This is a genomic window from Alishewanella sp. HL-SH05 (assembly GCF_052655985.1).
Map to the genome: position 1 here is coordinate 3,478,460 of NZ_CP199753.1, position 17,953 is coordinate 3,496,412.

General features: G+C 50.1%; 13 protein-coding genes. 8 read left to right on the plus strand and 5 right to left on the minus strand.

Annotated elements, in window-relative coordinates:
* Position 1: 1 nt before the first annotated feature.
* The 5 genes from ACUJFL_RS15960 to ACUJFL_RS15980 form a co-directional block, all read right to left on the minus strand.
* Positions 2–3,799, minus strand: a complete 3,798-nt coding sequence (locus tag ACUJFL_RS15960) for an efflux RND transporter permease subunit (protein WP_445427988.1) — start codon at positions 3,797–3,799, stop codon at positions 2–4.
* A gap of 2 nt (positions 3,800–3,801) precedes the next feature.
* Positions 3,802–5,688, minus strand: coding sequence for an efflux RND transporter periplasmic adaptor subunit (locus ACUJFL_RS15965; protein WP_445427989.1), 1,887 nt, complete (start codon positions 5,686–5,688; stop codon positions 3,802–3,804).
* A gap of 69 nt (positions 5,689–5,757) precedes the next feature.
* Complete coding sequence (locus tag ACUJFL_RS15970; RefSeq protein WP_445427990.1) at positions 5,758–6,174, minus strand: hypothetical protein; 417 nt, start codon at positions 6,172–6,174, stop codon at positions 5,758–5,760.
* Positions 6,175–6,245: 71 nt separating this feature from the next.
* Positions 6,246–8,696, minus strand: coding sequence for a heavy metal translocating P-type ATPase (locus ACUJFL_RS15975; protein ID WP_445427991.1), 2,451 nt, complete (start codon positions 8,694–8,696; stop codon positions 6,246–6,248).
* Between the two features lie 125 nt (positions 8,697–8,821).
* Entirely contained in the window at positions 8,822–10,396 is a 1,575-nt protein-coding gene (locus ACUJFL_RS15980) for an amidase (RefSeq protein WP_445427992.1), read from the minus strand.
* 198 nt (positions 10,397–10,594) lie between these two features.
* Between ACUJFL_RS15980 and ACUJFL_RS15985 the strand changes: the two genes are divergently transcribed.
* The 8 genes from ACUJFL_RS15985 to ACUJFL_RS16020 all read left to right on the plus strand — a co-directional run bounded on the left by ACUJFL_RS15985 (position 10,595) and on the right by ACUJFL_RS16020 (position 17,953).
* Complete coding sequence (locus ACUJFL_RS15985; RefSeq protein ID WP_445427993.1) at positions 10,595–12,292, plus strand: TIGR03545 family protein; 1,698 nt, start codon at positions 10,595–10,597, stop codon at positions 12,290–12,292.
* Between the two features lie 107 nt (positions 12,293–12,399).
* A complete protein-coding gene (locus tag ACUJFL_RS15990) occupies positions 12,400–14,034 on the plus strand; it encodes a serine hydrolase domain-containing protein (protein ID WP_445427994.1) in 1,635 nt (544 codons plus the stop codon).
* Positions 14,035–14,242: 208 nt separating this feature from the next.
* The gene (locus ACUJFL_RS15995; RefSeq protein WP_229587258.1) at positions 14,243–14,422 is read left to right on the plus strand and encodes a hypothetical protein; all 180 of its coding nucleotides are present in this window, start codon (positions 14,243–14,245) and stop codon (positions 14,420–14,422) included.
* Positions 14,423–14,570: 148 nt separating this feature from the next.
* The gene (locus ACUJFL_RS16000; protein ID WP_226751751.1) at positions 14,571–14,930 is read left to right on the plus strand and encodes a VOC family protein; all 360 of its coding nucleotides are present in this window, start codon (positions 14,571–14,573) and stop codon (positions 14,928–14,930) included.
* A gap of 434 nt (positions 14,931–15,364) precedes the next feature.
* Positions 15,365–15,505, plus strand: coding sequence for a hypothetical protein (locus tag ACUJFL_RS16005; protein WP_445427995.1), 141 nt, complete (start codon positions 15,365–15,367; stop codon positions 15,503–15,505).
* A 66-nt stretch (positions 15,506–15,571) separates the two neighbouring features.
* Positions 15,572–15,835, plus strand: a complete 264-nt coding sequence (locus ACUJFL_RS16010) for a hypothetical protein (protein ID WP_445427996.1) — start codon at positions 15,572–15,574, stop codon at positions 15,833–15,835.
* A 47-nt stretch (positions 15,836–15,882) separates the two neighbouring features.
* On the plus strand, positions 15,883–16,569 hold the full coding sequence (locus tag ACUJFL_RS16015) for an RDD family protein (RefSeq protein WP_445427997.1): 687 nt from the start codon (positions 15,883–15,885) through the stop codon (positions 16,567–16,569).
* 28 nt (positions 16,570–16,597) lie between these two features.
* Positions 16,598–17,953, plus strand: a complete 1,356-nt coding sequence (locus ACUJFL_RS16020; protein WP_445427998.1) for a M24 family metallopeptidase — start codon at positions 16,598–16,600, stop codon at positions 17,951–17,953.

The following is a 17,953-nucleotide window of genomic DNA, read 5'->3' on the forward strand; positions in this document are numbered from 1 at the left end:
ACTACTTCATGGCTAAGCGCCACTCCTCGCGTGCTGAGTAGAGTACCGGAATTAAAAAGATACTCAGTAGCACAAAAAACATGCCGCCGACGGTGGGCACGGCCATCGGGATCATCAGATCGGCGCCGCGGCCACTGGCACTCAGTACCGGTAATAACGCTAAGATGGTAGTGGCGGATGTCATTAAACAAGGGCCGATGCGCTTGGCGGCCGCGGCTAATACCAATTCGCGTACCGCCGCTTGCGAGCGGGGTTGATGTTCGGCAAATTGCTGCTTTAAATAGGTCGCCATCACGATACCGTCATCGACCGCGATACCAAATAACGCTAAAAAACCGACCCACACGGCGATACTTAAGTTATAGGCTTGCAGGTTAAACAGCTCACGTAAATTGGCGCCAAACCAGCTAAAATTGAGAAAATCGAGCTGGGCAAAGGCATCTAAGGCAATAAAGCCGCCGGCCCAAGCAATGGCGATGCTGCTAAAAATCATTAAGGCCGTACTAACTTGTTGGAACTGCAAGTACAGCAACATAAAGATCAATATTAGCGCTAACGGCACCAGCCACATTAAGGTGGCCGCCGCGCTTTGTTGTTGCTGGTAACTGCCGGCAAACTGATAACTGACCCCAGCGGGCAACGTTAATTCGCCCTCGTTTAGCAACTGCAATAAGTGCGTTTCTACCTGTGCCACGGCTTCTACTTCAGCTAAACCGGGGTGGGCGCCAAAGGTAATATAGGCCGTGAGAAAGCTGTTCTCAGAGCGGATCATTTGTGGGCCGCGCTCATAGCGCAGTTCGGCCAGCTGACTGAGTGGCACTTGATAGCCCGCTGGCGTGCTAATCAGCACCTCGTTAATCGCCTCCACGGTATCGCGTTGCTCACGCTGATAACGCACGCGGATCGGGTAACGTTCGCGCCCTTCTACCGTGCGCCCCGCTTCCATGCCACCCAGCGCCGTGCTGATACTTTGCTGCACCTGTTGCATCGACAAGCCATGTCGGGCAATCGCTTGCCGATCCGGCACAATACTTAAATAAGGCTGGCCGACAACCCGTTCGGCATTCACCGTTAACGGTGCTATGCCTGGAGCTTGGCGCAGTATGGCTTCAAATTGCAGCGCCATTTGTTCTAATGTAGCCAAATCTGGCGCTTGCAATTTAATGCCCATCGCCGCCCGCATACCGGTTTGTAACATCAGTAAGCGCGTTTCAATTGGCTGTAGTTTCGGCGCAGAAGTGACGCCAGGCATTTGTGCCGCTTGCACAATTTCTTGCCAAATATCATCTGGCGACTTTATATGCTCACGCCATTGCCGATAAGGTCGGCCACGCGCATCGATAATCAACTCGCCATTCGCATCACGAGCAAATTGCTGGCTGCTACTATCAAAGCGGAAAAATTGCCGACGCCCTTGCGCATCGGTGCGATATTCACTGTGATACTGGATTTGCGTTTCAATCATGCCCAGAGGGGCGGGATCTAAGGCGGTATCCGCCCGACCTATTTTGCCCACTACCGATTTAACTTCAGGAATGGCAGCAATGGCTTTGTCTTGCTGTTGCAGTACCGCTAGGGCTTCACTAATTGAGGTATGGGGCATCAACGAGGGCATAAACAGAAAAGCGCCTTCATCCAGTGCCGGCATAAACTCACGCCCCAAGCCCGGAAAACGCTTGGCTAACGCACTGTCGGCTTGTACACCCGGGATCACGCGATCCGCACCCAGCCAGACACTTAACCCCGTTAGCACCACCAACAGTGGTAAAACGATAAACAGTGCTTTAAAACGTAAACACAGCGCTAATAACGGCAAGTAAGCGCGCTGAAATAACCAAAACCCGCCTAAAATCAGCAGCAACAGCGTACTTACCAACAGTAAGTTATGCCAAAAACCGGCGGCAGGGCCTAACGGTAACCACAATTGCGACAGCAACACCAAGGTGGTAATGAGCAGGATGATCACCAGCACATGCTTTAAACGCGGTAGTAAAGCGTTGGGCAAGAAAGCCGTCCAAGCCAACAGTGGTGCGGGTAGGCGCTGGGCTAAACCATGCAAGGTAGTACGTAAACCTTGTGTATTGGGCGCGAACAACAAATACAGCAGCACCGGTAATAAGGTAACGGCAAGTAGCACGGCACAAAGTAATACAAAGGTTTTGGTATAGGCCAAAGGCCCAAACAATTTACCTTCCGCGCCCGTCATCGCAAACACCGGTAAAAAGCTGATGATAGTAGTGCTAATGGCAGTAAGGATTGCGGGCCCCACTTCTTGGCCTGCTTGCATGATGGCTTGTTGCAAAGACAAAGCAGGTTGATCTTGCCGTTGTCTAAGCACGTTCTCCGTAAAAATGATGCCTAAATCCACAATAGTGCCGATAGCGATGGCGATACCGGCCAAGGCGACGATATTGGCTTCCACCTGAAACAGTCGCATCAGCAAAAAGGTACAGAGTACCGTGGCCGGTAATAATAAACTGATCGCCAAGGCGGCCCGCACTTGCCACAGCAGCGCCAGTACCACAATCGTAGTTAACAATAATTGCAAACTGAGGGCGCTTTCTAAGGTGCCGACGGTTTCATCAATTAATAACGAACGATCATAAAACGGCACTATGCTGACCTGACTTAGCGTGAGCCAAGTAGGCCAATCGGCTTGCGGTTGCGCGCGTAGCCAGTCGCGCCAGGCGTTAGGCTGCTGTTGATAATCTGGCAGTGATTGGGCGCTGGCAAAGCGTTCAACTTCAACCTGACTAATCTTTGCCCAGTCAATCACCGCTTTGGCCGGCATGCCTGGCACTAACTCTTGCATGCGCTGGCGTAAGTTAGCAATCGCTTGCCGTGGGTTATAGCCTTCACGCACCGTCACGACGGCGCCTACCGCTTCTGCACCGGCCACATCCAAAGCACCGCGCCGGGCAGCAGGGCCGACATTCACGCTAGCCACGTCTTGCACCCGAATGGGCGTATTATTCGGCCCCAGTCGTACGACCGCTTGTTCAATATCAGCGAGATTTTTAATAAAGCCCTGACCGCGGATCAGGTACTCAACACCATTAATTTCGCGACTGCCCGCACTTACGTCCAGATTCGATGCCATCACCGCCGCCGTGACTTGCTCTAAACTGACTTGATACAAACGCAGTAAATTGGCATCGACTTCTATTTGATATTCGCGCTGATAACCACCAATGGCCGCGACTTCGCTGATACCTTCAGCGGTTAACAAGCCGCTGCGTAAATACCAATCCTGCACTGAACGCAGCTCAGCCAAGGTCCAGCCACCGGTGGTTTTTCCCTGCGGGTCTTGTCCTTCTAAGGTGTACCAGAACACCTGCCCTAAACCGGTTGCATCAGGGCCTAAGGCGGGCTGCACACCACTAGGTAACGTATCTTCAGGTAGACTAGCCAGTTTCTCTAAAATGCGCGATCGCGCCCAATAAAACTCGATATCTTCGTCGAAAATCAGCGCTATACTGCTAAAACCGAACATCGACAGTGAACGCACATCCTTCACCCCTGGCACGCCCATTAGCGCAGCACTGAGCGGGTAAGTGAGTTGATCTTCGACATCTTGTGGCGAACGCCCAGCCCAATCCGCAAAAACGATCTGTTGGTTTTCGCCTAAGTTAGGGATGGCATCCACCGTTACCGGTTTAAGTGGTATAACGTGTTGCCAGGCAAAAGGCGCCACACCAATACCCGCCACTAACAACAGCGATGCCAGCAGCATCACCACTAATTTTTGCCGCATCAGCACGGCCAGCACACGGCCAAAGCCGCCGATTTGTGCAGTCATGCTTATGCCTCCCCGCCAAATTGACGGACCAAGTCGCCACAACCGAGCATCATCGCGCCGAAATAGGGGTTACGTAACTGCTCGCTAGGCTGCAACCAGCTGGCACCCTCACCATCGCGCGCCATTGGGCAATAGGCTTCATACCAGCCTTGGGCGAATACCCCTAGCTCGGCAAAACGTAATAAACCGATATTATGCCGATAGAATAAGGCGCGAGCACTCTGCAGATCCGTGACTTGCTCTAGCTCGCCCTCACCGGCCTTAAGTGCCATTAATAGGCCCGGAAAACGATCCGGCCACGCAATGCCCGCGACCGCTTGTTGCATTGCCAGCGTGCCTTGGCGCCATGCGCTAAGATCGTCACTGATTAAACCTTGATACAGCTTTTGATAAGCGGACAATAACGGGGCTTGTTGCTCATCACTTAACACAAAAGCTGAGCTGGGTTTTACTGGTGTTACGGTTGCGCCACCCTCTGGGCGCTCCATCATGCTATGTTCAGCATGGCTTACACTATTACTTGCACTGGTGCTTGAAGTGCTGCTCGAACCGTGTTGGTGTAACATCGGGGCTCGCCCCGTGGCGGTGGGGTTCAGCATACTGGCTAAACCGCGAATTTGCAGCTCGCTGTCTAAGCGAAATGCCCCTTGTGTCACGACTAACTCACCTTGCTCTAGCCCGGCTAATACCTGATATTGCTCACCTATGCGCTGCCCTAGGGTAATGCGACGAGGATTATAATGCGGTTGCTTGGCATCGGTTTGCACATACACCAATGACTGGTTACCAGTAAACAACACGGCACTGGCGGGAATTAACAGACTTTCTGCAACCGGCAATTGCGCGCGAGCATGGACTAACATGCCCGGCTTTAAACGCCCAGTGGGGTTCGGCATAACCGCCCGGATGCGCGCAGTGCGACTGCTCGCATCTAACACCGGCTCAATCAGCTCAATGCTGGCACTGAACGTCTCGCCCGCAAAAGCCGGCAATTGCACCTCCAGCGCCAGTCCAACCCGCAGCAAGCCGAGCTGTTGCTCAAACACTTCTAATTCTAACCATAATTGGTCCAGTGCCAGCACCGTAAATAGCGGTTGACCGGTACTGACATAGGCACCTTGATTGACCCATTTTTCAGTAATAATGCCACTGACTGGCGCACTGATGGTGACGGTATCTTGTAACTGTTCACGCTGCAGGATCTGTTCAATTTGCGTAGCAGGTACCCCTAACAAACGTAAACGACGGCGTGCGCTATCGAGCGTCGTACCGGCCGGCAAGTTGCCGCGGCTAGCACTCAGCTGCTTGGCTTGCAACAATTCTTGCTGGATGACAATCAAATCGGGGCTGAAGATTTCCAGCATCGGCTCGCCAGCTTTTACCGTTTGCGCGGTGCGATTCACATAGGCTTGTTCAATACGCCCGCCGCTCCAGGCACTAATCGTTTGAATGCGACTTTCATCGGCGGCCAAGGTACCCGGCAGCTGCAGTTCGACTTGGGCTGTTGCAAGACGCACCGGTTGCACTTGGGTTTGCAGTAAGGCGGCGGCACGAGGGCTTAAACGCAGCACTGCCGCAGTAGCCGTTTCATCTTTTGCCATATCTTCTTGCTGCACCGGGATCAACGCCATACCACAAATTGGGCAACGCGCATTAGCATCAGTTAAACGAATTTGCGGATGCATCGAGCAGGTATACACCTGACTGTCTGGCTGTAAAGCCGCTAAAGGATCGGCAACCTTTGACTGCATTTGACTGTGCGCATGCCCCGCATGCGGATCAGCTTGTTGCTGCGCTATAGCAGACAGCGGCAATAAACATAACGGCAGTGCCAACAAAGGCAATTTGACAGAAAACAATAATGACGCGAGTGAAGAAGATGGCAACATAATAAAAACCCTTACTGAAAATAGCTGGAGCCGATGCAAGCATCAGCAAAAAAGCGACTCAGAAAAGGGTTAAATACGTAATTGATTGTTCGATAAATACAACGGCAACCGTCGTTTTGGCGGGGGCGTATGTAATTGACTGACTGGGATAGCCGTAGGTAAAAACTCGACGGCTGACAACTTTTGCCAAGTAATAAATATTGCCGAAAAAGCCAGCTGCACTGGCTCTGCGCTGGCAGCTTGATTATCGCAACCTGAGCAGTGTTGTTGACTTGCTAGTGGTTGACTTGATAACAGCGGCATTTCTGCTGCATCGTCACGGTTGGCTGCGCTATGACAAGGCGGTGTGGTTTGCTCTATGGCAGCTGAAGTTAGCGTGGCGGCCTGTGCCACATTTTGACACAGCATTAAGCACCAAGAAAAGGCCAAGCTGACGAGCAGCGGCACAGTCCAGAGTTTTTGGCGTTGAACCAAGGTGCTTAACATCAAAATTCCTGTGAGAAATTGGGAAAATTATACCCGCTAAAGATACGCTGACCAGCAGCTACTGTCAAAAATTAGCTAAATCGCCGCAAACGCAGGGCGTTGCTTAGAACAAACACGCTAGACATGGCCATGGCAGCTGCGGCTAAACCGGGCGCCAATAATATACCGGCGACGGGGTATAATACCCCCGCTGCAACCGGGATCAGTACGATGTTATACGCAAAGGCCCAAAATAAGTTTTGTTTAATATTACGCATCACTGCGCGGCTTAAACCTAACGCCCGATACACCGCCATCACTTCACTGCGTTGTAACACCACATCGGCAGCGTCAATAGCAATATCGGTGCCGCTACCAATGGCAATGCCGACATCGGCTGCGGCTAGCGCGGGGGCATCGTTAATGCCATCGCCCACAAACGCCACTTTGCCAAACTCACGTTGCAACGCTTGCACTACCGCTTGTTTATCGGCCGGTAGCACTTGCGCTCGCACATCGGTAATACCTAACTCGGCGGCCACCGCATTGGCGGTGTGCTGATTATCACCACTGACCATCACCACCCGCAACCCTGCTTGTTGTAGTTGCCGAACCGCATCTTTACTGTCTGCGCGCAATTGATCGGCGATGGCCAGTAACGCGAATAATTGGCCATTATAGGCCAGATAAATCACCGTTTTGCCGGCAGCACGGCAAGCTGCGGCTTGCTGCTCAAAGCGGCTAACGCTGATCTGGTGTTTATCCAGTAAGGTGGCACTGCCAAGTAATACCGGCTGTGCCTCGATTTGCGCACTGACACCAAACCCCGTTAACGCCTTAAACTCGGTCGCGGCAAGCGGCTTAACCTCAGCGTGCTTAGCGGCCGCTAATAAGGCCTGTGCCAGCGGATGTTCCGCATGTTGCTCCACGGCTGCGACCAACGCCAACACGTGTTCTTTAGTAACGCCATCGGCGCAGTATACGTCTGTTAATTGCATTTTACCGGCGGTTAAGGTGCCGGTTTTATCAAAGGCCACCAGCTTAATTTGTTGTAATTGCTGCAGCGCATCACCTTGCCGAAATAAGATCCCTAGCTCCGCTGCGCGCCCAGTACCCACCATAATGGAGACTGGCGTGGCCAGTCCCATGGCACAGGGACAGGCAATAATCAGCACCGCTACGGCATTTACCAACGCAAAACTGACGGCGTCTTCGCTACCCAACCAAAGCCAGAGCAGCGCTGTTAATAAAGCAATTGCCAGGACCACCGGTACAAACACGGCCGTCACCTTATCCACCAAAGCTTGAATGGGTAACCGACTACTTTGTGCCTGTTGTACTAAGCGCACAATTTGCGCCAATACCGTTTGTTCACCTACGGCAGTAGCGCGGCAGAGTAAACTGCCTTGTTCACCATTAACGGTACCGGCAGTCACCTTGGCACCAGCCGCTTTGGCAACAGGCATAGGCTCACCACTTAACATGGCTTCGTCAACCCAAGACTCCCCTGACACTACCTCGGCATCAGCCGCAATCCGCTCTCCCGGCCGCACCAAAAATTGCATCTCGGTTTGCAATTCATTAATAGGCAGATCCTGAAAGTCATCATCTCTTTTTATCCGTACGGTTTTGACTTGCAGCCCAAGTAAACGCTGGATAGCGGCCCCAGTCTGTCCACGTGCACGCCCTTCTAACCAACGCCCTAGCAAGATTAACGTCACGATGACCACTGCCGATTCAAAGTACAAATGCTGACTGCCCACAGGCAGCAGTGCGGGCAGGAACAACACAACACTAGAATAGCTCCATGCCGCTAAGGTACCCAGCGCGACTAACGAGTTCATATCTGGCGACAGTCGCCATAAGTTGGGGAGCCCCGTTGTAAAGAAGTGACGCCCCGGGCCAAGTAGCACCACGCTGGTTAACACAAATTGCAGCAGGCCGTTATAAGGGGCGGGTAAAACATGTTGCAGCCACTGCGCTAACCCGGGTAACAGATGGCTGCCCATTTCTAACACAAACACCGGTAAACTTAGCAGCAGCGCTAAACAGAATTGTCGGCTTAAGCGTTGTTGTGCTTGTTGCTGCTCTTGCGCGAGATCGGTGTTTTCTGCACTTTGCACCTTGCCTTGATAACCCGCAGCAGCAATCGCCTTAAGTACTGCGTGATCACCCGCCAGCCCAGCAATACGCGTCAACTCTAGCGTGTTTGAGGCGAGATTGACCGTGGCTTTTAACACACCAGGCAGCACTAACACACTTTTTTCAATTTTACTGACACAGGAGGCGCAGTGCATATTAGCAATGTGCAGTTCGATCTGTTCGATTCGGGTAGGATAACCGGCTTGTTGCAAAGCGCTGGTCACTGTCGGTAATAGCGTGTTATCGCTGAGGCTAAATTCCGCACTGGCAGTGGCTAAATTGACGCTCACCTCACTGACACCAGTAACGCTAGTCAGCGCCGAAGTCGCACGGCGCACACAACCGGCACAAGTCAGGCCGGTGATCGAAATGTGTATGCGCTGCAAAGCAGAAGTTGACATCGTTTGAGCTCCTTACCGTGAAGAATGGCGTGGGTGAAACAGCAAGACTGCGTATAGCCTAAGCCACTACTAAGCATGCTGCAAACTCCGCCGCCTTAATTGCACGGTAAGTTAAACGCTTAACCTTACTCTGATTCTGCTGCAGGCTCAGCATTGCTGGGTAAACTTGCTACAAAACCCGGACGCCGATACGCTGATAATTGTTGCTCTAACAATGCCGCTACGCGCAACAGTTCGGGCTCAGACCAGGGTAAACCGACCACGCTTAAGCCCAGTGGTAACACACCATCATAACCCCCCGGTAAGGTAATCGATGGGTATCCTGCCACCGCGGCAGCGGTAGAAGTACCAAAATTAAAACTGTCGCCATTCACATGATCAATCGGCCAAGCAGGGCCATAAGAAGGCATAATTATCGCGCTGTAGCCGTCATTTAAATAGGTATTTAATGCGGCTTCTGCCAGTTCACGGCTACGAGTTAACGCCTGCTGATAGGCTTCAGCTTGGGCGGTTAAGTCAGTGGCAGCGGCTTGCTCAAGGTATTCTTGACCATAAAACGCCAGAGCCGTTTCGCCCTGTGCGTTATTGAAGTCGACAATTTTTTGCACGGTATTAACGGCTGCAGGCACGTTGTAATCAGTCAGCCACTGCTGTAAATCTCGCGAAAACTCGTACACCAGTACTGCTAACTCTGCTTGATATAATTCCCCCGGCAATTGCCACTGATCGGTAGTGACCACTTCAATACCCGCCGCCGTTAGCACTGCCGCCGTTTTATCTAAAATAGCCGGTAATGCCGGGTTACGACTGTCATAAGCGCGCACTAACAATACTTTGCCACCCGTCGCTGGTTGCAACGCCGCCGCGGTTAAAGACGCTGGTAATTTTTGCCGCGCTTCGGTTGTCAGCATGGCCTCTAATAATAACGCCGCATCATACACTTTGCGCGCCATCGGCCCGGCAATATCCTGTGCAGCGGCGATCGGAATAATGCCTTCACCCGATACCGCACCACGCGTTGGTTTAATACCCACAATGCCGTTGATAGAAGAAGGGCACATAATAGAACCGTCAGTTTCGGTGCCCACGGCCAGCAAGCTCAGATCAGCGGCCACCGCCACACCTGAGCCTGAACTCGAACCACAAGGGGTATGGGTTAATACATGTGGATTACGGGTTTGCCCGCCTAAGGCTGACCAACCGCTGGAAGAGTCTTCACCACGAAAGTTCGCCCACTCTGACAAGTTACTTTTGGCAAGTATCACGGCACCGGCTGCTCGCAGTTGCTTCACCAGCTCGGCATCTTTGGCTGTGAGGTGATCTTTTAAGGCTAAAGCGCCAGCAGTAGTCGGTAATTGGTCGGCGGTAGCAATATTGGCTTTTAACACTACCGGCAAGCCGTGCAACGGTGAACGCATTTTGCCTTGCGCCCGCTCTTCATCCAATAATTTTGCTTGCGCCAGAGCTTCAGCATTCACATCGACGATAGCTCGCAGCTCATGGCCTTGCAGATTGTGCGCGGCTATTTGCTCCAGATAATGTTGCACTAATTGTTCACTGGTAAAGGTGCCCGCGGCCAAACCTTGCTGAGCGGCACGGGCATCAGTCCATTCGGGCGAGCTTAAGGTCACCGGCTGCTCTTTTACCGCCGGTTGACAGCCTAACAACACCATACTTAAAGACAGACATAATATGCGCATAACAGATCGATCCTACAAATACTGACTTATGCTTTAGCATAAACGCTGAGGCGCTTTGGAACAGCCTGCTTTATCGCAACCAGCTGTTACCTGTCGCAAGGCTAAACCCGGTTATTTTGCAAAAAGATGAAGCAAACCGCGTTTTACCTTACACTGTAGGGGTCAACTCGCCTCTTTGTTGCAGATAAGGATTTCCTGATGAAAAAACTACTTTGGCTTATTCCCGTCAGTCTGATCACCCTTCTGGTGATTAGCTGGTTACTGGCTAACACTATCATTAAAAGCGTACTGATTGACCAACTTGAAGAAGCCACCGGCGCTGAAGCGAATGTCGACAGCGTATCGCTTCGCCTCATGCCGGTATCATTACAAATTAATGGTGTACAACTCACCGATCCCGCTAAACCGGCTTATAACAGTATCAGCTTTCGCCAAGCCTTTGCCCGCATTGATCCGTGGCCTGCCTTAAAAGGTTTTTACGTGGTAGAAGAGTTAGAAGTGAACGAGTTAGCCTATGGCAGTGCGCGTCAGCAACCCGGTAAAGTGTATCGAGTGCCGCCACCGAACGACAATGCGTTGGATTTAGCCTCGTTATTACAAGTGGAATTGCCTACTGCAGAGTCGATTTTAGCGCGCGCCAATTTACAAACCGTGCAACAAGGGCAGCAACTCAAAGAGTTAATCAGCGGCCAACGCCAAAAGTTTACCGAGTTACGGCAGCAACTGCCTACCCAGCAACAGTTAGAAGAGTTTCAAGCTAAAATTAAAGCACTAACCGACAGCAAGATCAGTGATGCCGCAGATTTAGCTACAAAAACCCAGCAACTGAGCAGCTTACAGCAACAATTAAAGGCCGAGCGTGAAAAACTTCGCACCCTACAGCAAAGTTTTGGCCAAAGCCGTGACCAGCTGAACGATGCAGTAAAAGCGGTACGCAGTGCAGCTGAGCAAGATTGGCAACAACTAAAACAATTGGCGAATATTCAAGACGGCGGCTTAGCACCGATCTTCCAAATCTTGCTGGGTGATGTGTGGGCCCGTGAGATGCAAAAGCTCGAAGCTTTGTATCAACTGGCCAAACCCTATTTACAACAAGAAGGCGATGCGACGCCAGCCAAACCTTTGGATCTGAATCAGCCCTACCCTGATTTTTGGGTAAAACAAGCCAAGCTGCATTTATTACTGGCCGGCACCGAAACCACTATTAATATGCAAGACATTACCACTCAGCATCAACTTATTAATAATGTGGCGACGCGCTTTAAAGTCGATGTATCGGGTTTGCCTAAACTGAACAGCCTGAAGCTCAATGGCGACTTTGCGATTCTAGAGCAGATGATCACCAACCTTAGCTGGCAGCTTGATGATATGGCCTTAGAGAATTTGACGCTAGGCAACGATAAAACCGCTATGACCATCTTGGCTGGTTTATTTAGTGCCACCGGCTCACTGAAACTGGTCGATGATCAACTAAAACAACAAGCCAAAGTGCTATTGAAAAACGCTAACTTTGATAAAACCGGTAACCGCTATTTAGACCAACTGGTGTCGCTGTTAAACCAGCAAAGTCAGATCCCACTGGATGTGTTAGCCGAAGGCTTAATTTCTAAACCTGACGTGACTATTCGCTCGTCATTAGATCGGATGTTAGGTGATGCCTTGCTGGGTGAAGCTAAGCAAAAAGTCGCAGCGCTGCAAACGAAACTGCGCAGTGATTTAGATAGCCGCTTACAACAACAATTAGCCGGGCAACAAGAATGGCTCGGTTTATTGCAACAGCAAGAAGGTGATACTAAAGCGCTGGAAGGCAAGTTAGAAGAGCTGTTAAATGCCAAGATGGGTTCCATACAAGACAAACTGCGTAACCGCCTACTAGATAAATTAGGCGGTAATTAAGCAGCTTACCAGCCCCGATTTGCCAATAATGCATGGTAGGTCGGGGCTTTCACACAAAACGTCATCCCTGTCTATACTGTTCACTGTGTGTAAAAGGAATACATCAGATGAAATCTTTACTTATGCTTATTAGCAGCTTAGCACTTAGCCTGAATGTGAATGCAGCCGATATCAGTGGCCATTGGCGTGGAGTGCTAGCCACATCACCAAACAGCGGCCTGACCTTGGCACTGCATATACAATCCAGCACTGAAGGCTATCAGCTATTACTACGCAGTCCTAATCAACATTCGAACGACATTGCCGTTAGCAGTATGACCATACAAGACAATACCTTAAACTTTACCGTCGATGCCTTAAAAGCAGCTTTCACTGGCACATTTGACGGTGAAACCCTCAGCGGGACCTTTACCCAAGGTCGGCCAATGCCACTAACCTTAAGCCGCTTGACGAAAAGCGACGAAGCACGGCTGGTACATGAACAACAGCTGTTCGGTGAGTTGCAAATCAATGCCAACGCCAGTTTGCCTTTAGTGTTAAATATCGCGGTAATTACCAACGGTTATTATGTCACCCTCGACAGCCCTAAACAGCAAAGTTATGGTATTCCAGTTGATCAATTCAGTATTAGTGAGCAGCAATTGCGCTTTGGCTCATCCATGATTAATGCCAGCTATCAGGGCACTTGGCAAGATGACGCGTGGCAAGGCAGCTTTATACAAGGCCAAGCTATACCGCTTATCCTAAAAAAAAAGCCGGTAACTCAGCCGCTAACACCAACGCTAAGCAAGGTGAGTGAATGGCTGAGTGCTGAATTTGGTCAGCACGGCGTGGCCATCGCTTGGGTGGATGGCCAAACAGTGCGCTATCAGCTGCATGGGCAAGCCAATGTAGCAAAGCAGCAAGCGGTGAGTCAAAACACACTGTTTGAGATCGGCTCTATTACCAAACCTTTAACGGCATTGGCTATTATCAAACAACTGCAACAAGGCAAGTGGCAGCTAGACACCCCGCTGGCTCAGCAAAGCGCCCTACCCGAGCTCGCAACACATCACTATACTCTGGCAGAATTACTGACCCATCGCAGTGGTTTGCCCCGGTTACCCGCCAATTTACCGCTGGATAATTTGAGCAACCCTTATGCCCGTTATGATGAAGCGGCACTGAAAGCCGCGCTCGCAAACACCGAGTTTGCTGAAAAAGCCTTTGGTTATTCCAATTTTGGTTATGGCTTGCTGGGCTACTTAGCAGGGCAGCAAGCAAAGATACCTTATTCCAGCTTAATGCAGCAGCAAGTATTGCAACCATTAGGCATGAAAACGGCGGGAGTGCAAACTAGCAAGCAAAGCTTTAAAGATCTTGCTAGCGGCTATGCGATCAGTGCCGACACCGTGCCCAATTGGCAATTCGACAGCTTAGCCGGCGCTGGCGCGGTCGTCGCTTCCATTGAAGATATGGCCACTATGCTGCGCCATATTTTCCAACACCACGCCAAAGATAAAGCACTGCAACAATGGCTAACCGCACTACCCACCACCGAGCAACCTGCCATGACGCCAGGCTGGATGCTAACCGAGCAGCAGTGGCTTTGGCATAACGGCCAAACAGCCGGTTTCTTCAGCTTAGTGATTTTTGACCTAAAAACCGAAAAAGGCTTGGTTCTACTGACCAATATCGCCATCCCCGTCACCGAACAGGGCTTCGCGCTATTTAACGAATGGCTGGCTCAAGACGCCAAATAACCCTAGCGTTTAACCTATCTCATCCGACCGCACTCAGACACTGGTCAGACCGCACTCAGAGACTGGTTGTACCACACTCAGACACTGGTCTGGCCACGAACAGCGAAGGATTAAGCCACACTGAAAGGCTGCGGATATCTTAATTAGCCAGTTAGCCAAGCTTTATATACGCTAGCTAAGTGCAAACTAAACATGTGTAGGAGCAACGATGTTTAATGAATTACCCGGCAAGACAGTGAAAGTATTTTTAAATTGTACCCAGTGGAACGAGTATGCAGTGTCAGGCGTGGTGACTAAATTTGATGATTACTGGCTGTATTTAAAAACTAAAAAAACCGATGAGCGGATCGCGATTGCTGAAATCAAACGCATTTCAATCCAGCGTTAACAAAACCTAGCCCAAGGTTAAACCCTTTGGCCAGACCATACTCAGACACGGCTTTAACCAAACTCTGCGACAGGTCTGACCTCACTCAGAGACAGATCGGACCTTACTCAGAGACAGACCGGACCTCACTCAGATACCGGAGTTACTAATGCAGCATGAAAAGTTACACTATGTTGAATTGCCTGCCGTTGATTTAGCGGCGACAAAGCTGTTCTTTCAACAGGTTTTTAATTGGAGCTTTGTCGATTATGGGCCCCAGTACACTGCTTTTAGCGATCAGGGATTAGAGGGAGGCTTTTTTCAAGCCGATCTCTGCTCGAACACACAGCATGGTGCGGCCTTGCTGATCTTTTATAGTGAACAGCTTGAGCAAACCCTAAAAAAGATTAGCGCAGCCGGTGGCACTGTGGTTAAACCTATTTTTAGCTTTCCTGGTGGCCACCGCTTTCATTTCACTGAGCCTAGCGGCAATGAATTTGCTGTTTGGTCAGATAAATATCAGGAATAATCCTGCCAAGCCATCGCTTAATATTATGCATAACATGTTTGGTTAAACTGCATTTTGTTACGGTTATGGCATGGTCATGTTGAGTTAGCCGTGCGCTCAGACCAAAATCGAAAGTCATGCAGTCAAATCATCGCTTAATATTATCCATAACATGTTTGGTTAAACTGCATCTTATTACGGTTATGGCATGGTCATGAACAGTTAGCAGTGCGCTCAGAGCAAAATCTAGAGTAATCCAGCAAGATCAGCATCAAAAATCATCTGTGACATTAGCGCTTTAACATCGATTCGTGGTCACTATGCCAAGGTAATCAAGTGTTGTGCTTTGTAAAAGATTAAACTAACTTATGCTACATAATTATTAGCAAAACCAAAGCAATTTTCGGCTCAGCTAAAGTACATCCCAAAAACCGCTCTGAAAAAAGGATTTATTAATGTATCAAAACAGACAAGCACTCGCAGTAGGCTCCTTGTTTATGCTTTTGTTGATTAGCGTGGCCGTTATTGTTATGTCGTTTTGGGCCTGGCCTAAATACAACTTATACCGCATGGAGATGCAAGGTCGTGCCGCGTAAAAAGAAGCCGAATGGTCAAAACAAATCTTAATTGAAGAAGCTCGAGCGCGAGAAACGGCCGCCTTAATGCAAGCCAATGCCCGAGTGACGCTGGCAGAAGCCGAAGGTAAAGCGGCGGTGGTGAGAGCCAAAGCCGAAGGCCTAGCCGATATTGAACGAGCCAAAGCCGCTGCAGAGTCCAACCGTATTATTGGTGAGTCGCTAAAAGGCAATACAGAATATTTGCGGTATATCTGGATCAAAGGCTTACAGGATGGCAAAGGCGAAAGAATTTATATTCCTACTGAAGCCGGCTTACCGATCCTTGAAGCAGGTAACTTGGCTAAATAAGCTGAAGGCAGCAAAACGAGTCAAAACGTAAACAGGATTTATCGCAAATGGAATTCAATCCCGATTTTAGCCGCTATTCTTATGACGAATTGCTCGAGGCCAAAAAATATCTCGACCAAGCGCAATTTCCCGATCGCTATGCCACCGTTTTACATTTACTCGAGCAACATCAGCATAAAGCAATGGCCTCGTTAGCCACAGTACCAATCGAACCTTTGCCAAGTAAAGCGGTGTCTAAATATGCCACTTTTTGGCCGCGCTTTGGTGCAGCGATTATCGATGGTTTGCTGTTTACGTTAATCCTCTATATCGAGAGCCTGTTATTTGGGATTGAATACAGTAACCAAAACACGTTACTGCATGCCTTTAACGGTCTGCAGTTATCAATTTATACCCTAGTGATGCATGGCTATTTTGGTCAAACGCTGGGCAAAATGATCACTAAAGTAAAAGTGCTGGATCATGCCTCTGAGTCGGCCATCTCGTTAAAGCAAGCGCTGCGTCGCGAATCAGTGAACTTAGCGCTCAACATTATCTATATCAGCTTGCTGCTTACGGTTGCACTATCAATCGTAACCAGTGGCACGATTAGCTCAACCTTAACCGTCGCGATTATGAGTTTTGCTGTTTTCGCTGTAGTGTGGAGTATTTCAGAGTTCGTCACCATGCTCTTTAATCACAAACGTCGCGCGTTACATGACTTTATCGGCAAAACAGTGGTTGTGCGCTGTTAAGCGTTTAGACTAAAAAGGATAACCTCGAATGAAATCAACCCGCGCGCTAGTGCCGCTAATCGTGCTTAACTTGGCGTTTATTGCTTTTCATACCCCTGCCGAACCGCCCGTCGTGTCGCCCCAGGCGGCTCAATCCCTAACGCAGCCAGCGTTTAGCGGGCCCTCTCCTTGGCCTGATATTCTGCAACAACGAATCGCGACCTTACTGCCCAAAGCCATGGATCACACAGGCGTAACACATTGGTTCATTGTTTGCCGTGAAAATGACAACGATCCACTCGCCAAACACGTTGGCTGTGAAAACGCTGGCGGTACTGCGGTGGTGCTGTTCAGTCGCACTCCAACAGGGGTGATGTCGCGTATTTTTTCACCCAGCAGTGAAGCGACCGCCTTAAAAGAGCTACAACGCTTTAATGAAGTGATTGAAGTAGCAAAACAACAAGATGCCATTGCCGCCGCAGCAGCGTGGTTAAAAATACAAAACATTCGTGGTGAATTGGCGGTAAATAGTTTTAGTCAAAACCCACAAGCTGATGGTTTAAGCCACTCACAATATTTAGCGCTGACAGCAGCACTGCAAGGCAGTGAGTTAACTCTCGTTGCCGCAGAGCCGCTCATTTACTACTGGCTTGCTCGTAAATTACCGGCGGAAGTGGCCATAATGGCACAAGCGGCTCGCCTGACATCAGACTGGCAATATGAAGCTTATCAGCACGTTATCCCCGGCGTTACCACAGATCTAGATATTGCGAATTATTTAAAACAAAAAATGGCAGAGGCCGGTGTGCAAGATGCTTGGGCATCAGATCAAAACCCTGCGGTTAACTCAGGCCCAGACCGTGGTCACTCTCATGCCACTCCTCGCGTGATCCAACCAGGCGATGTTATTCAAATCGATTTTGGTATTCGTGTTTTCGATCATTGGGTGACGGATATTCAGCGCTTTGCTTATGTGCTCAAACCCGGCGAAAATAAAGCGCCAGCGGCCATTCAACATGCCTGGGATAGCGCCCTAGCAGGCGGTAGAGCAGCATTTGCGGCAATGAAGCCGGGGGTTACAGGAAACAGCGTGCATCAAGCGCAACTCGAAGTGATGGCCAAAGCAGGCTCACTGCCCGTCATGTGGAGCACGGGCCATCCGGTTGGCTATGTCGCACATGATACTGGCCCGAATCTGGGCGTGCGCATTGCTTCCGAGCGGCAACTCGACGCTGGCATGACCTTTTCCTATGACGGCTTTTACAGTTGGTATTATCCAGGGAGCGCCCAACAGCAAACGAAAACGATTTCTGTAGAAGAAATGGTGGTGATTACCGATGCAGGCGCACAATTCTTAACAGCGCCACAGCAAGATTTAATATTAATTGCTGTACCGACAAACTAA

Excerpts from the sequence above, each read along its gene's own strand:
- ACUJFL_RS15960 (WP_445427988.1), bottom strand. The coding sequence starts at position 3,799 with ATGACTGCACAAATCGGCGGCTTTGGCCGTGTGCTGGCCGTGCTGATG.
- ACUJFL_RS15965 (WP_445427989.1), bottom strand. The coding sequence starts at position 5,688 with ATGTTGCCATCTTCTTCACTCGCGTCATTATTGTTTTCTGTCAAATTG.
- ACUJFL_RS15970 (WP_445427990.1), bottom strand. The coding sequence starts at position 6,174 with ATGTTAAGCACCTTGGTTCAACGCCAAAAACTCTGGACTGTGCCGCTG.
- ACUJFL_RS15975 (WP_445427991.1), bottom strand. The coding sequence starts at position 8,696 with ATGTCAACTTCTGCTTTGCAGCGCATACACATTTCGATCACCGGCCTG.
- ACUJFL_RS15980 (WP_445427992.1), bottom strand. The coding sequence starts at position 10,396 with ATGCGCATATTATGTCTGTCTTTAAGTATGGTGTTGTTAGGCTGTCAA.
- ACUJFL_RS15985 (WP_445427993.1), top strand. The coding sequence starts at position 10,595 with ATGAAAAAACTACTTTGGCTTATTCCCGTCAGTCTGATCACCCTTCTG.
- ACUJFL_RS15990 (WP_445427994.1), top strand. The coding sequence starts at position 12,400 with ATGAAATCTTTACTTATGCTTATTAGCAGCTTAGCACTTAGCCTGAAT.
- ACUJFL_RS15995 (WP_229587258.1), top strand. The coding sequence starts at position 14,243 with ATGTTTAATGAATTACCCGGCAAGACAGTGAAAGTATTTTTAAATTGT.
- ACUJFL_RS16000 (WP_226751751.1), top strand. The coding sequence starts at position 14,571 with ATGCAGCATGAAAAGTTACACTATGTTGAATTGCCTGCCGTTGATTTA.
- ACUJFL_RS16005 (WP_445427995.1), top strand. The coding sequence starts at position 15,365 with ATGTATCAAAACAGACAAGCACTCGCAGTAGGCTCCTTGTTTATGCTT.
- ACUJFL_RS16010 (WP_445427996.1), top strand. The coding sequence starts at position 15,572 with ATGCAAGCCAATGCCCGAGTGACGCTGGCAGAAGCCGAAGGTAAAGCG.
- ACUJFL_RS16015 (WP_445427997.1), top strand. The coding sequence starts at position 15,883 with ATGGAATTCAATCCCGATTTTAGCCGCTATTCTTATGACGAATTGCTC.
- ACUJFL_RS16020 (WP_445427998.1), top strand. The coding sequence starts at position 16,598 with ATGAAATCAACCCGCGCGCTAGTGCCGCTAATCGTGCTTAACTTGGCG.